Source organism: Methylotuvimicrobium sp. (assembly GCF_050611805.1).
GTDB lineage: Bacteria > Pseudomonadota > Gammaproteobacteria > Methylococcales > Methylomonadaceae > Methylotuvimicrobium.
Genome location: NZ_JBNGHF010000020.1, coordinates 47,221 through 62,007, shown reverse-complemented (window position 1 = coordinate 62,007; position 14,787 = coordinate 47,221). Strand labels below are relative to the sequence as shown.

The 14,787-nt window shown below is 45.5% G+C and carries 10 protein-coding genes; 5 read left to right on the top strand and 5 right to left on the bottom strand.

Annotation, left to right across the window (positions count from 1 at the left end):
• Position 1: 1 nt before the first annotated feature.
• The 5 genes from egtD to ACRJJO_RS11650 all read right to left on the bottom strand — a co-directional run bounded on the left by egtD (position 2) and on the right by ACRJJO_RS11650 (position 7,918).
• Positions 2-967: an L-histidine N(alpha)-methyltransferase gene (gene egtD / locus ACRJJO_RS11670; protein ID WP_431065909.1), complete on the bottom strand. Its 966-nt coding sequence runs from the start codon at positions 965-967 to the stop codon at positions 2-4.
• Positions 964-2,241, bottom strand: coding sequence for an ergothioneine biosynthesis protein EgtB (gene egtB / locus ACRJJO_RS11665; protein ID WP_431065908.1), 1,278 nt, complete (start codon positions 2,239-2,241; stop codon positions 964-966). The genes egtD and egtB overlap by 4 nt, the downstream gene beginning before the upstream one ends.
• Positions 2,242-2,896: 655 nt before the next feature.
• The gene (locus ACRJJO_RS11660; RefSeq protein WP_431065907.1) at positions 2,897-3,622 is read right to left on the bottom strand and encodes a UPF0149 family protein; all 726 of its coding nucleotides are present in this window, start codon (positions 3,620-3,622) and stop codon (positions 2,897-2,899) included.
• Between the two features lie 170 nt (positions 3,623-3,792).
• Positions 3,793-4,059, bottom strand: coding sequence for a hypothetical protein (locus ACRJJO_RS11655; RefSeq protein ID WP_431065906.1), 267 nt, complete (start codon positions 4,057-4,059; stop codon positions 3,793-3,795).
• Between the two features lie 409 nt (positions 4,060-4,468).
• A complete protein-coding gene (locus ACRJJO_RS11650; protein WP_431065905.1) occupies positions 4,469-7,918 on the bottom strand; it encodes a hypothetical protein in 3,450 nt (1,149 codons plus the stop codon).
• Positions 7,919-8,383: 465 nt separating this feature from the next.
• Here ACRJJO_RS11650 and ACRJJO_RS11645 point away from each other — a divergent pair, with 465 nt between their 5' ends.
• From ACRJJO_RS11645 to ACRJJO_RS11625, 5 genes are all read left to right on the top strand, one after another.
• Positions 8,384-8,857, top strand: a complete 474-nt coding sequence (locus ACRJJO_RS11645) for a Crp/Fnr family transcriptional regulator (RefSeq protein ID WP_431065904.1) — start codon at positions 8,384-8,386, stop codon at positions 8,855-8,857.
• Positions 8,858-9,282: 425 nt separating this feature from the next.
• Complete coding sequence (locus ACRJJO_RS11640; RefSeq protein ID WP_404355133.1) at positions 9,283-9,495, top strand: DUF2905 domain-containing protein; 213 nt, start codon at positions 9,283-9,285, stop codon at positions 9,493-9,495.
• 163 nt (positions 9,496-9,658) lie between these two features.
• Positions 9,659-10,612: a transglycosylase SLT domain-containing protein gene (locus tag ACRJJO_RS11635; RefSeq protein WP_431065903.1), complete on the top strand. Its 954-nt coding sequence runs from the start codon at positions 9,659-9,661 to the stop codon at positions 10,610-10,612.
• A gap of 124 nt (positions 10,613-10,736) precedes the next feature.
• The gene (locus tag ACRJJO_RS11630) at positions 10,737-12,077 is read left to right on the top strand and encodes a sigma 54-interacting transcriptional regulator (RefSeq protein ID WP_431065902.1); all 1,341 of its coding nucleotides are present in this window, start codon (positions 10,737-10,739) and stop codon (positions 12,075-12,077) included.
• 774 nt (positions 12,078-12,851) lie between these two features.
• Entirely contained in the window at positions 12,852-14,774 is a 1,923-nt protein-coding gene (locus tag ACRJJO_RS11625) for a PrkA family serine protein kinase (RefSeq protein ID WP_431065901.1), read from the top strand.
• Positions 14,775-14,787: the final 13 nt, after the last annotated feature.

Here is a 14,787-nt window from a genome sequence, read left to right as displayed (position 1 = left end):
TTTAAACGGCTTCAAGAAAGTAAACACTGAAAAGATGCTGGTTATCAGACCATGTTTTGATCAATCTGAAACCGCTGGCATTAGCCAGGGTAATGAATTCATCAGGACTGTATTTGTAGGAATTCTCGGTATGAATGTATTCGCCGTTTATGAAGCGGAAGTCTTGGCCTGAAATACTAACCTGCTGATCTTCGCTACTGACCAGGTGCATTTCAATACGACCTCGCTGATCGTTGTAATAAGCACGATGTTCGAAGCAGTCGAAGTTAAAATTGCCTTCTAGTTCATTATTGATACGGGTGAGCAGGTTGAGATTGAACTCTGCGGTGATGCCGGCAGCATCATTGTAGGCTGCATTCAAGACGGAAGGATCCTTTTTGCGATCAAGCCCGACAAGTAAACCACCACCATTGCCGGTTAGCCGGTGTATACCGGTCAGAAAATGCTGAACTTCTAGCGGGTCAAAATTACCCAAACTAGATCCCGGAATGAATACGACACGCCTGCCATGCGGAATACCATGAGGTAATAGCATCCGTTGAGTAAAATCGAGGCAGGCAGGATAAATCGGTAACCAGGGATACTTATGACTTAAACCGTAGGCCGATTGCTTGAGAAACTCACGGGAAATATCCATCGGTACATAGGCGGAAGGAAGCAGACTTTCCAGCAGTAATTGTACTTTCTCGCAACTTCCGCTTCCGGGTTCGATCAATACCGATCCCGGCTCAATAAGACGGCTAATTTCATCCGCGTAAGTTGTTAACAAGTCACGTTCAACATTAGGGATGTAATATTCCGGCTGTTCCAGGATTGCTTCAAACAATTGAGATCCGATTTCATCATAAAAAAACTTAGGCGGTATTTGTTTTTGTCTGCGGGATAGACCTTTAAGAACTGCTTCACGAAAGGTTTCCTGTTCGGGTTCAAAATCGTGGAAACTAACTTTTTGGCTTAATATATTCATAGGTCGTCCGCTAAACGGATGCCGGAAAATTGCCAGCGATCATGTGGGTAGAAAAAATTGCGATATGTTGGACGGATATGATCTTCTGGTGTAACACAGGATCCACCTCGCAAGACCCATTGGTTGCACATGAATTTACCGTTGTATTCACCCATGCTGCCTTCGAGCGGTTTAAAGCGAGGATAAGCCAGATAGGGGGATGCGGTCCACTCCCATAACGAACCGTAAAATTGACCTTTGCCTGCTTGCGGGTGAAAAATGCCGCTTTCACTAAAATGGCCAGTTACAGGTATTTCCAGCAACTTTGTTTCAATTTCGGCTTCCGATGGCAGCCGTTTGCCTGCCCATCGTGCATATGCGTCTGCTTCGTAATAACTGATATGAGAAACAGGGGCGGACGGGTTCATAGTCTCAAGTCCATGAAGGGTAAATTCAAGCCATAAACCATCATGGTTTTCCCAATAAAGCGGAGATTTCCATTGGGTATTCTGGATGTGGCTCCAGCCATCGGATAACCACAACTCAGATTTGGAGTAGCCTCCGTCTTCCATGAAGTCGAGAAATTCGTTGTTTGTGACCAGTCGAGAACTTAAACGGTGCGGTTCTAACCAAACTTGGTGACAAGGCTTCTCGTTATCAAAGGTAAAGTCATCATTATTATCTGTTCCTATCTTTACCACGCCGCTTGGCCTTTGTTCCCAATCCAATTTTTCGGTCATTTTAATAGTCGGTTGGGAGCGCTCCAGATAACGCGGTTTTAAGGGATTATTCCAAAAATTGTGCTTGATATCCATGAACAGCAATTCCTGGTGCTGCTGTTCGTGGTGTAAGCCCAGAGTTAGACGAAAAGCAGCTTGTTTCCACTGGGATTCGTCGAGGTTGTCTATAAAATCAACGATGCGCTTATCAATTTCAGAACGGTAATGAAACACTTGTTCAATCGTCGGACGTGACAATAAGCCGCGTTTCGCCCGGGCATGAATAGCGCCAACCGTTTGATAATAAGAGTTAAATAAATAAGAGTATTGGGGGTCGATAGGGCGATATTCCGACTCGAATGCTTCCAATAGAAAGGTTTCAAAGAACCAGGTCACATGAGCTAAATGCCATTTTGGCGGACTAATCTCAATGCCGCTTTGAATTTGATAATCATCGGCCATTAACGGCGCACAAATTTGAAGACTGATATTGCGGACACGAATGTAGTCTGCGATTAATTTTTGCCGCGAAATTTCCGCTGTAGCCTGGTGATTTTTTTTTAATGAAGATGGCATTTGGAATCAGTTAATAGTGTAAGTAATTACAATCGATAAGAACAGTCAAAGCCGTTACTTCATGAGCTAATGTACTGCTCGATCTTTTTTTGTCAACCAGCAGTGTATGCGACAGTGTTTAAATTCAAAAAAGAAAAAGGGGGCAGGTTAGAAAAAGAAGAAAAAGGGGTCAGAGGTATCCCCACAAAACGCTCGTTCCCATGCTCTGCGCTCGCCGTTACATAAGTCGTAGATACCGTCTTGCCAGCTTGGCGAATGTGACCTCGATACCCTTTATTGTTGATTAACGTACCTGGCTTCGAAATCGCGACGAAGGCGTCGCTCCCGAATGCTCTGTGGGAGCGATCCCCAGATCGCGATTTCGAAGCCACTGATGTTCAATATCCGCAGATTTATCAAACAACACCGTTCCCAGGTATACGATGACCTTTGTTTAGCAAGTGTACCGATATTTGTGTATAACGATGAGCGCAGAGCGTAGGAACGATGAAAAAAATCAATATATCTATCAATTTTCAGCCATAGTAAATTGTTTTATTTGGCTATTTCGTGGGGATACCTCAGGGTCAGGTTAGATTATTAATCTAACCTGACCTCTTTTTTGGATGCTTGTTGCGAGTAGTTATTAGGTTTAACTCTGGCGGAAGGTTCCGTTTCAAGACAAGCAACAATTCTTGAGTTTTTTGCCGCTGCCGCACGGACAAGGGGCGTTGCGGCCGATTTTCGGTTTAGAGGAGGGCTGCCCCAACGTTTTTTTCTCCTCTAATTCGGCTTCTATGTCATCGATGACATGCTGCAAGTTTTCAACCGAGAAGGGGAGCATTTCGAACAGTCGGGCAAATAGATGGTCATCGGTCGGTTCTATGCCTTCCTCGATGATTTGAGCTTTGGTTTGTTCGATATTCGGAAACTTTGAAAAATCGCGGGTGATCAACACTTCAAACAGGCGCGCGTTTCGTGCAATATCGTCCCAATAAGCGTCGGCATTAGCGGTATCGCCTTCATCGCCTAACCAAAACTCCTTGCAGAGCGCTAATCCGGTCCAAAAACCGATACACCACTGTTGGACCCAATCGAATTGTTTTCCTTTGAGATTTTCAATATCGAATGGAAACTTAAGTTGCCCTGAGACTCGCAATTGTACGTAAGCGTCGTATACATCGAATGCAGCCGACATTAGGTTTTCGATGTGCTTCAGCTCGAAATCGGGCGTACGATGGTAAAAAAGGGAGTTTTCCCATTGTTCGGGTAGGATCGATGGAGGTGTGATGGCCATTGCATAAAAAAATCCGTGCAGTTCGAAGAGATTGAAATGATCGGCTTCCGGTACGATGCCGTTTAATTCATCGATTAATTTAGCGAGTAACTTGGGTTTGATCATTTTTGTTTGATGCGGATTTTGAGTCGGGTGTCTTATACCCTTAGCTGGTCGAATTCGGTGCCGGGTCCTCAGACAGGAACTTCGGTGCCGAGTTTTGGTCACCGTAGAGTAAAGGCTTGACTCATGCTTAAGATGTGTCGCTTAATCATGCAAGGAAATATCAATTATTTTTAATTGAAATGCTTCCATTTTACCCAAGCGGCACAAGCAATTCCGACCAATATGTAGGTGTAGCTATATACGAAAACATATAAGCCTGTGGGGTTATGAGTAGCGGCATCGCGAAGACTCGGTGTTACCAACCAAGTCCACAAAACGGCAGGTATCAAATAGAACAAAAAGCCCAAACCTGCCGTTTTTAAAGGATTGCGACCCTTAGCTTCGGCGTCTCGATAATACCAATAGGCAATTGCTAACGCGACAATAGTGCCAATCATAAACCTTCCTCTCTTTAATGCAGAATGATGGATATGCTTACTCCATTCATGCTGAAAAATCGTTCGCCCTAAGTTTATGGCGACGGAGTTGCCTTTCGACGAACCCCACGCCCCTAAATGTAAACGTTTTTTCGCTCAGATGCTCCCTTTTGATCGAAAAACCGTCTAAGAATAAAAGGTATGGGATGTGTCTATCGAGGAACGCCGTGAACCCATCACCTAAATTTGCCATGATTTTAAATCATTGCCAATGACCTATGGAATTTAGATGCTGGGTAAACTCATCCATGGGGGCTTGACGGCAGTGATCCCTGCTGCCGACATCCTCTCTAGCCACACACCATACCTTAACAAAGTTAGCTATTTTTTGAGTATAAAGGGAGTACAATTAAACTCCAAGAACTGAAACTCAGTGATGCACCCAGTCTGCGCCTAATGTGCCGATTAAACTTTCCGAATAACCCGATTGGCTTAATTCGGCAAGCATGGCTTCAGTTTTCTCAAGCTTCACTTCCAGTTTCGAATATTCGGATGAATCGCTGTTTTCTGTTTCGTTTAAGCGTTCTGTAATTATGTCGCGATGACGTTGCCATAAGGCCAAATCACGCTGGTGCTTGATGGAGAGTCGCTCACGATACCAATCGCTAGCCAGTAGCGATTCTCGTGTAAATAAATCTCGAATCGCCGAGTTGTCGATAGTTTTGCCTTCAAAGTGTCCATAAGCCATGACATGTAATAGGGCTTTAAGAGGTGGGCAGGCATCGTTTATCGTGCCGTCCTGAAAATAAATTAGAGCCACCCGTTGTTGCGTTTCATAGACGTTATCGATGCCGTCGACAAAAGCGGCAAGATCTTGGGTTTCAGGTTTTAGCATCGCTTCGTCAAAAACCGCTGTCGGATAATCGAAGACTTTACCGAAGTTGGTATGCACGAAACGCTCGGTTATTCGGTATCCTAGCCGGCTTGCGTATACGGTTCTGCCTTCGTATTCGAAATCTTCCAGTTTTTCGAGATGGCCGTTTTCGATCAGATAGCGCGCATCGCGTTCGGCGACAGGTAGACGCGACCAGATTTCCGGAATCAACAGACTGATGTCGTGATCGATTCTACGCTGAGTTCCGATGTAACCGGCCGCAGTCGAAAAGCCGTCGTAGCCGCATAAGATGAACGAGACCAGTGCAGTATTTAGATCGGCGGTCGTGCTCAAGGCATTGAACGGCCCTTTGGTCAATGCGCCTTCCGACCCGGCTCCCGTCGTGGAAGGAGATTTGCCGGTTAGACTGCATACAAAATCCATGAACAATTCCGGTAACTCTTGATAATGGATGGGGTTGTAAACAGCCAAAGGTCGGATGCCGGCGGCTAAATCTTGCGGATTGTTGCGGCGTCCGGGAAGAACCGCATTGACCGGAAAATGTACCGCTTGATCGGCATTGAGGCCTCTAGCCAGACGAGTCGAAATTTCAGCGATATAGCGCATTCTCGGATCGGCGATATCGGGCCGTACTTGCAGATAGCGTACATTTTGGCTGGGCTTTCCGTCGACCAATCTCGGATGTGCCGATGAGACGAAAAACTCATCTTCCTGACCTTCGGCGGCTCGCTCGATCAATTTACACATCGGCTCGCTGAATTCTTCGAAGTGAATGATATCTTCAATTAGATCGCGTGCATCTTGCGTTGTTAAGGGTTGGAAGTTGGAGATGAAATTATTGCCTCCCGATAAATCACGCTCAGTTTGTAAATCGCTGCCTCGATGGATGGCATCGTCGGGGCGCTGGAAAAAACTTTGCTCGCAATTGTCGACTAATTTTACGGAAGGATTTCGATAATCGGGGTCGAGCCCCGTGAGTCGTTTAGAAGGCACTACCGTCGACGCACTGATGTCGTCTTCCATCTGAACTTTAGCCGAAGCGATAAAATCTTGGCGGAGTTTGAAAACACGCCAGGCACCGTTCGAATCGAAGCCAACTCGAAGGTAACTGGCGATTAGTTTGCGCCCTTGGTATTTCAGTTCATTGCCGGGGTAGCTATTGACCACGTCCACTGAAAAATGATCGCGCCAATCATCACCCCATTCCTCGTGGTAAAAGCGTTTAATAATCAGCACAATTGCCCAAATATGCTGAGGAATTTGCTCCAGCCATTCGTTATAAGCATCGGAATAGTCGGTGAACGAAGGCGTTAATAGCTTGATGACCGAACCTAGGGTACGTTGATTGCTGAGCAGATTGCGTTGATCGCTGCCGTGTCGGTCCGGGTCGCGGAAACGGGTCGAATAATCGTGTTTAAAAATGGACTCGACGATATCCATGTCTTTTTCGAAGTCTTCGACAAAAATAGTGCCCGAAATGACCGCGCCGGCTATGGATTTGGAAATTTCCGATTTACCGCCGCCGGAAACCGTGCTGGGTTTATGGCAGAATGTTCCTTCCGCTAAAGTGCCCACCAAACGCCAACTCGGGGCGTGAGGATGGCGTTCCATATGGACTTTGAAACCGTTTGGATAGATGTACGTGTGTTTGGCAAGCAACTTGAGGGATTGCGGGCGACCATTTTGCAGCCAACTGATTTGTTGCTGCTGCACATTGATCTCGGCTGCTGCCGGAATGTATATGATCTCCGGAAAATTGTTGTCGACGGCGTAACCTTCATTCTTTCTGTCAATCATCGGTGATAATTGTTCGCATAACTTATCGAACGAATAGCGTCTATCGAGATCGCTGCCATGCGGTAGATAAATGTCGCCAAGGTTCATTCTGGGGAATGCCAATGCGCCGCCGGCATGTTCTTCCTCGCAGTCGCCGAAGAGATTAGCCGAATAGCTAATTTGAGATTTGATCTCTTTTTTGCTGTAACCGAAATAATTGTCGGCGATTAAGGTGACGACGACGCCTTGCATATTGCGACAAACCAATTTAAACGGTTTGCCGTCGTTGTAAAGTTCGTCTTCATGCTGCCAGAACATACCGTCCTTGCGTTGGCGTTCGCTTGCATCATCATAATGGGGAAGGCCGATATCTTTTTTCCGGCAATGCACCAAATGCGGGGCTAGAATAATGCAACCGGTATGTCCGGTCCAATGTTCGATATCGAGTGCCGCATCGTTCTCCGGCAAGAAAGGATCGCCGGCATTGCCGAAGATCGATTCGACGAAATCCAAGTTAGCGACCAATCCGCCCGGTGCGAAAAAACGGGTTTCCATGGTTTTAACTGGGCTTATCGGTTCGATTGCTGGACGAACGATCGGTCTCAATAATAACGAGACCCAAAGCGTGGCCGGCTTATTTTGTAGGCTTGTGAAAGGCAGGCGAAGTAGATCGCTTGGTGGAGTCAACGCATGTTGTAATAACGCGGCATAGGCGTTTACCGGTACTTCGCTTTTATCTCCCGGCACGGGAAGTCCGCCTGCAACTATATGAAAGACCCCTTTAGTTGTCCGTCGATCGTTTTGTGGATTATGCAAGACGCCTTGTAAAACACGATAGGAGTCGACATAAGCGGAGTGAAACTCGTTATGATGATAAGGCAGCGATAATTCCCGGGCTTGTCCTTTTCGCTCGAGAATAAATGTTTCTCCGGGTAATTGAACTGAAACGTCGACGTTATTTTCGAGGAGGTAAGCGTTTAAAAAGTCTTGTATTCGTTGATCCGCTGGGCAACGGTAATTGGCTAATAGACGGCGTTGCTGCGAATAATTCTTTAATAAGCTATCTGCGATTTTTAGATATTGCCGATCGCCTTCGGCTTCACAAGTGGGTTGATTAAGTGCGGCTAGTTTAAGATTGATATGCTGTAGCCCTTCGTGTTCTTCGGTGCTACTCGGACTATTTTGGATGGGTGCGGCTGATAAGATCATGGTAGGCTCCGGCAAGGTTTCAGACTGGCTGTGTTCGAGGCGGCACGATTTAATCTCGAGTGCTGACGGTTTGGATAAAAATTAATAAACCGTTTAGCTTTTCGACGAATCCGATAAGACTGGAAGTCAATCGTTTCCTAAATTAAGTTTCGGCCGTGTCGAGTATTTGAAGAATAGGTTATACGATTATTGAAAAATAAAAAAGAATTGAATCGATGTCGATTTTGCCTAAATTAATTAGGCAAGAACATTTATTACCAAATCCTAAGCCAAGTCGAAGCATTAAAGGTCTACAACACTTTCACCGGCTTGCTGAAGCCTTAAATTACCCTTTACCCGACAGGTCTCTCCTAAGCGCAGCCGAAGGGGGCTCAGGTCGAACGGTAGTTTGAGGTTCTCAACTGCTCTTTTTTTTTAGGTATAATGATAAACAGATAATTAACACACTACTTAGTAGGTATACTAGTGAATCAAACGTTAAAAGAAATATTAGCCGACCCGGAATTTAAAGAAGGCGATGCATGGTTTCGTCATGCATTCAAGGCACAGGATGTGTTGGTGAAAGAGAGCGATATCGGCAATACCTTGTTTGTGATTGAAAAGGGTAGCTTGCGGGTAACCGGACTGGTTGGCCTAGAGCAAAAAAAACAGCTTCAGGCCGGATTTTGCGATCTTAAGGAAGGCGATATTTTCGGCGAAAGTTGTCTTCATGAGATTCATAGGCGGACCGCAACCGTTACGGCGATTTCCGAAGGTTGTGCTTGGGAAATTGTCGGTGATAAATTAAATGAGTATTTTGAAAAGCATCCCGATCTCGGTTATTTGTTTTATAAGAAGCTATTCGTTATTTTGACTGAACGCATGAAAAGTGCGAATCATCGCATTGAAAATCTTTTGGCTTGGGGATTAAGAGCGCATGATATCGAGCGGCATTTGTAAAGTAATTATTCACACCCCCTATCGTTCCCACGCTCCGGCGTGGGAATGAAGACCGAGACGCTCTAGCGTCTCGTACCGCTGGAGCGGTACTCAGGCATTCCCACGCAGAGCACTCATCGTTATACATAAATTGTAGGGTACGCTGCGCGTACCAAAGCCGTGCCCTGGCGGTTCGGTTGGCACATGAATATCGCGGGGTTACCATGGTACGCACAGCGTACCCTACGCGGTTCGTCTAGCGTTAGGTGATCCGCTAATGTTAAGTGACAATAAAGGGTATCGAGGTCTCATTGGCTAAGATTGCAAAACGGTAATTTTTGACTTATGTATAACGATGAGCGCAGAGCGTGGGAACGATAATTTCCGGGGGAATGGATAGTTACTTTGTAAACGTTTTTTCGATTGAATTCATTACGGGGTAATTTATGGGTAAGTTATTGATAATGATAGGTGGTTTTTTATTGGTATTAGGCTTGCTCATTAGTTACGCGCCCGGATTGATCAGTTGGTTCGGTAATTTGCCGGGCGATATCAAAATCGTTGATGAGAAGCGATCTATATTTATTCCTATCACGTCGATGATAGTTGTCAGCCTTGTGTTGAGCCTTCTAATCAATCTGTTTTCATCGTTAAAATGATTTGTTTGTTTCTTAATCGTTGACTACTTCCACTATAAAATCAAAGCGTAACAAGCCAAAAAACAATACGCGACGACAGCCTAAGCAAAAAGTTCGTCGTTCCGTTAGATCCGCTAAGAAAAAAAACGTTACATTTCCGGATAGCTTCAAGCATAAATTAATCTTGGCGGTTATTGAATTGGCCGGTTTAAGCATTACGCTTGTATCAGCGATTATCGTGCTGCTAGGCTATTCGGCAGAACGCTTCAGTGGAACTCGATTTCTTACCAGTCTCTTGCCATTTGCTATAGGGGTACTGGTCTTAATTCTATTCGCTTCGTTTTTGTTCTTGTTTTGGTGGAAGCTTCGGCGCAGCTTACAAGGCAGGACCGTGATTTTAATGCCCGTGATTTCGGTAATGTTAGCGATCGGTTCCGGCATATGGGTCATGGATGATCGATTTGCGTTGGCTTTCAATCATTTCCGGATGCTGGTCGGCGGAAAACAAGAAGTACGAAGGGTGACGCTTGCGCATCAGGTTTATGCCGCGTATCGCCGTCAAGGGGTTGGTGCTATGCGGCAAATGGTGGCTCGAGGAGAAAAATACAGTCTCCTTGTTGAGGATGCCGCGGGGCGTTTCCAAATCGATCCCGATTTATTGTTGGGCATTGCGGCGGCGGAATCATCTTTTCTCCCTCGGAATAGTTCGGATGGCGGCCGTGGTTTGTTTCAAATTACCCGGGTGCCGAAAGTCGTCGAAAACGAAGCGCAAAAACATTTCTCCGGACAAAAGCGCTCGATTATCGACGATCGTTATAATGCTTACCTTGCGGCAGCAACCTTTAAATACTATTTGGACGAAATGCACGGCGATTTGTTGTTAGGGCTATTGGCCTACAACATAGGCCCGGCCAATGGCGGTCTGCGTTTTATCATGCAGAAATACGGCGTCACCGACTTTACGACAATTCAGCCGTATCTTCAGCATTTGCCGAGGGATTATCCGATTCGAGTATTATCTTACGCGCTTGCTTTTAGACTTTGGCGACAGGAAGGCACGCTTCCAGCTTATCAAGAAGGCAGCAATGCCGTGCGAATTCAACGCATCGGCATTCCAGGGCTAACAAGCGACTTTTGAGTCTGTCGATATTCGTAAATTCAGCTACTATTTCGAATAGTGTTCGAGTATTTCGCGATGATTTTATAAAAGACTTCGATGTGCATCCGCTCTTAAATCAATTGCGATCAGAATGGGGAGTTCGATGAATAAACCAATTATTTTATTCGCTGTTCAGAGTCATGAGCTAAAGCAATCGATACAGACCGTTTTACATCATCAAACAGTCGAATTGGTCGAAGCTATGACTTGTCAGGAAGTGTTGAAATACTTCCAAGCAACGATGCCACAATTGCTGATCCTCGAATCTCCTTGTCAGGACGGTGTCGATACGCTTGCAATTGTTGAATCCATTCATGACAAAGACCGGAGATTTCCGGTTATCTTGGTTACGACGCGAGGATCCGAAAGGCTTGCTATTTCGGCATTACGCATGGGCATTAAGGATTATTTTGAATATCCATTTTCCGGTCGAGACTTGATTAATTCGGTTACTAAATTGTTAAGCCCCCGGGCATCAAAGGTTTCTAGCACTCAGGCTTTAAAGTCCGTCCTTCATCATCCTTTCATCGGAAGTAGCCATTCGATGCAAAAGGTAAAAACCTATTTACAAAAAGTCGCTCATGTCGATAGTCATGTGCTGATTACTGGCGAGACGGGAACCGGAAAGGAGCTCGTTGCAAAATTCATCCACGGTGATAGTCAACGCTCGCGTAAACCCTTTATCGCGATTAATTGCGCGGCCTTACCCGATAGTTTATTGGAAAGCGAATTATTCGGTTACGAAAAAGGAGCATTCACCGGCGCGCAAACCGCCTACGCAGGAAAATTGAAAATGGCGGATGGCGGCACGGTCTTTTTCGACGAAATCGGGGATATGAGCCCCTACGCGCAAGCCAAAATACTCCGCGTTCTGGAAAGCAAGGAGGTTTATCCGTTAGGTGCTAAACAAAGCGTTGCTCTCGATATTCGAATAATCGCCGCGACTAATCGGCATTTGGAAAAAATGATGCTGGCAAAAGAGTTTAGGGACGATCTTTACTTTCGTCTCAATATCGCCCGAGTCCATTTGCCACCGTTACGAGAGCGCAAAGAAGATATTCCGGAACTACTTAATTTTTATCTCAAACAATTCAATCAGCAATTTGGATTAAGTTTGGTCGGCTTTAGTATCGAAGCCTTAGAGGCTTTATTCGATTACCATTGGCCGGGCAATATACGCGAATTAAAAAACGTCTTGGAAACCGTTTTTATAGATTCTCCCTATGAACGAATTTCCCGGAGCGATTTGCCGGAACCGATTCGTGGCGGCGAAATGGCTAAGGCATTTTCAGATCAAAGCGATCGCGAACGCGAGAGCCTGTTGGCCGCTTTAAATGCAACGAATTGGAATAAAAGCAAAGCCGCCGAACAATTGCAATGTTCGAGAATGACGCTTTATCGAAAGATGGAAAAACACCGAATTAGAACTAAAAAAGCCTTCTAAAATCAGCAATTGCTGAGGAGCAAAATCTGCCCTTTCGCAGACACCTGTCAATCGAGCAACCATACCCTCCTTTCAACAATTCGCTCAATATTGAAAAAAGCAAATTATTTAAAGCTATATCCTTTGGTTTCTGCTGACTTTGAGTCAACTATTAACGCAAACATAGCTTTTATTAATTTCACTTCACCTGTAACTCCCTATCCTAGAACTTGTCTAACCAAAAAATCTCCGATTTCACTTAGCCGGTTTCGGTAATTGAATTGCTATAGTAAAACGAGAAACATTTGGCATAATGAGTCGACAGCTGCATAGCAAACGAAACTTCTAGTAAAAAATACTGTTTAAACCTAAAGACACTTAAAAACATAAATTCGTAGTCTTAATGGTAACTATTCAGTCCCCCGGCAATTATCGTTCCCACGCTCTGCGTGGGAATGCCTGAGTACCGCTCCAGCGGTACGAGACGCTAGAGCGTCTCGGTCTTCATTCCCACGCAGAGCGTGGGAACGATAGGGGGGTGAATAATTACGTCTAATGTTTCGTGTGACTTTGGAGACAATGAGCGCATCCATGGTCTAACTAAAGGTATACTTTTAGCACTTCAAATTTTGGCAGTGCCAGAGGAGGCGCCTGGGTGTCCGATAAAGGCTTTGCCAGCATGGAGCTGGCATAGAGCCTACATGGACGTATTCACGGCGTCCTTTAGCGGACACCCAGGCACCGAATTTTGATCTACGACGGGTATAAGAAGTAATTAATCATTGTGGGGTTGTGATGAGTATATTTGAGCGTTATACAGCAAAATACGAGGAATTAAAGGACGAAGAATTGACTCTTCCGGAATACTTGGAGCTTTGCAAAAAAGACCCGTTGACCTATGCAAGCCCGGCCGAGCGGATGCTGGCTGCTATCGGCGAGCCTGAATTATTGGATACGCATAATGATCCCAGACTTAGCCGAATATTTTCCAATAAGGTCATAAAAATTTATCCCGCCTTCCGCGAATTTTACGGAATGGAAGAGGTCATCGAGCAAATAGTCGCATTCTTCCGTCATGCGGCTCAGGGCCTGGAAGAAAAGAAACAGATTCTTTATTTGCTCGGTCCGGTCGGTGGTGGTAAATCTTCGCTGGCCGAACGGCTAAAAGCATTGATGGAAAAAGCGCCGTTTTACGCGATTAAAGGTTCGCCGGTATTCGAATCGCCATTGGGGCTTTTCAATGCCGATGAAGACGGCGATATTCTTGAAAAAGACTACAGCATCCCCGGCCGTTATCTCAATACCATCATGTCGCCTTGGGCGACGAAACGACTTCATGAATTCAACGGTGATATACGCCAATTTAGAGTCGTTCGGATCCGTCCTTCTATTCTTAAACAGATTGCCGTAGCCAAAACCGAGCCGGGCGATGAAAACAATCAAGATATTTCATCGCTGGTCGGCAAAGTCGACATCCGTAAACTGGAACTGTATTCTCAAGACGATCCCGATGCCTACAGTTACTCGGGGGGCTTGTGCCGTGCCAACCAAGGTTTGCTGGAATTCGTGGAAATGTTCAAGGCGCCGATCAAGGTGTTGCACCCGCTGCTGACCGCAACGCAGGAAGGTAATTACAAAGGCACGGAAGGGTTTCCGGCGATACCGTTTCAGGGCATTATTCTGGCCCACTCGAACGAATCGGAGTGGCAAGCGTTCAGGAACAATAAAAACAATGAGGCCTTTCTCGACCGGATTTATATTGTCAAAGTGCCTTATTGCTTGCGCGTTTCGGAAGAAATCAAAATCTACGATAAACTGCTGGAAAACAGTTCCTTGCATGATGCGCCGTGCGCACCCGGCACCTTGGAAATGATGGCACAATTTGCAGTGTTATCCCGCTTGAAAGAGCCGGAAAACTCCAATATCTTTTCCAAGATGCGGGTTTATAACGGCGAGAATCTCAAAGATACCGATCCGCATGCGAAGTCTTATCAAGAATACCGCGATTTCGCCGGCGTCGATGAAGGCATGACCGGTCTTTCCACACGGTTCGCTTTCAAGATTCTGTCCAAGGTATTCAACTTCGACAATACCGAAGTCGCGGCCAATCCGGTTCATCTTTTGTATGTCCTTGAGCAGCAAATCGAACGCGAGCAATTTCCGGCCGATGTCGAAGACAAGTACTTGTCTTATCTGAAAGGTCATTTGACGCAAAAATACATTGATTTTATCGGCAAGGAAATTCAAACCGCTTATCTCCAATCTTATTCGGAATACGGACAAAATATCTTCGATCGTTATGTGACCTATGCCGATTATTGGATACAAGATACTAATTACCGCGATCCGGATACCGGCGAAATGTTCGACCGGAGCGCCTTGAACGATGAGCTGGAAAAAATCGAAAAACCGGCCGGCATCAGCAATCCCAAAGATTTCCGTAACGAAATCGTTAACTTTGTGTTACGAGCTCGCGCCAAAAACGGCGGTAAATATCCGGCCTGGACAAGTTATGAGAAACTGCGCACTGTGATCGAAAAGAAAATGTTTTCGACCACCGAAGATCTGCTGCCGGTGATTTCTTTCAACGCCAAAGCTTCACCCGAAGACCAGAAAAAACATGAACAATTTATCGACCGGATGATTGAAAAAGGCTATACGGAAAAACAAGTGCGCTTACTCAGCGAATGGTACTTGAGGGTGCGTAAATCGTCTTAACGCTTGAGGAGAA

What these genes read in the sequence shown, in the direction of transcription:
- egtD (WP_431065909.1), bottom strand. Translation starts at nt 967, where the DNA reads ATGAATATATTAAGCCAAAAAGTTAGTTTCCACGATTTTGAACCCGAA.
- egtB (WP_431065908.1), bottom strand. Translation starts at nt 2,241, where the DNA reads ATGCCATCTTCATTAAAAAAAAATCACCAGGCTACAGCGGAAATTTCG.
- ACRJJO_RS11660 (WP_431065907.1), bottom strand. Translation starts at nt 3,622, where the DNA reads ATGATCAAACCCAAGTTACTCGCTAAATTAATCGATGAATTAAACGGC.
- ACRJJO_RS11655 (WP_431065906.1), bottom strand. Translation starts at nt 4,059, where the DNA reads ATGATTGGCACTATTGTCGCGTTAGCAATTGCCTATTGGTATTATCGA.
- ACRJJO_RS11650 (WP_431065905.1), bottom strand. Translation starts at nt 7,918, where the DNA reads ATGATCTTATCAGCCGCACCCATCCAAAATAGTCCGAGTAGCACCGAA.
- ACRJJO_RS11640 (WP_404355133.1), top strand. Translation starts at nt 9,283, where the DNA reads ATGGGTAAGTTATTGATAATGATAGGTGGTTTTTTATTGGTATTAGGC.
- ACRJJO_RS11630 (WP_431065902.1), top strand. Translation starts at nt 10,737, where the DNA reads ATGAATAAACCAATTATTTTATTCGCTGTTCAGAGTCATGAGCTAAAG.
- ACRJJO_RS11625 (WP_431065901.1), top strand. Translation starts at nt 12,852, where the DNA reads ATGAGTATATTTGAGCGTTATACAGCAAAATACGAGGAATTAAAGGAC.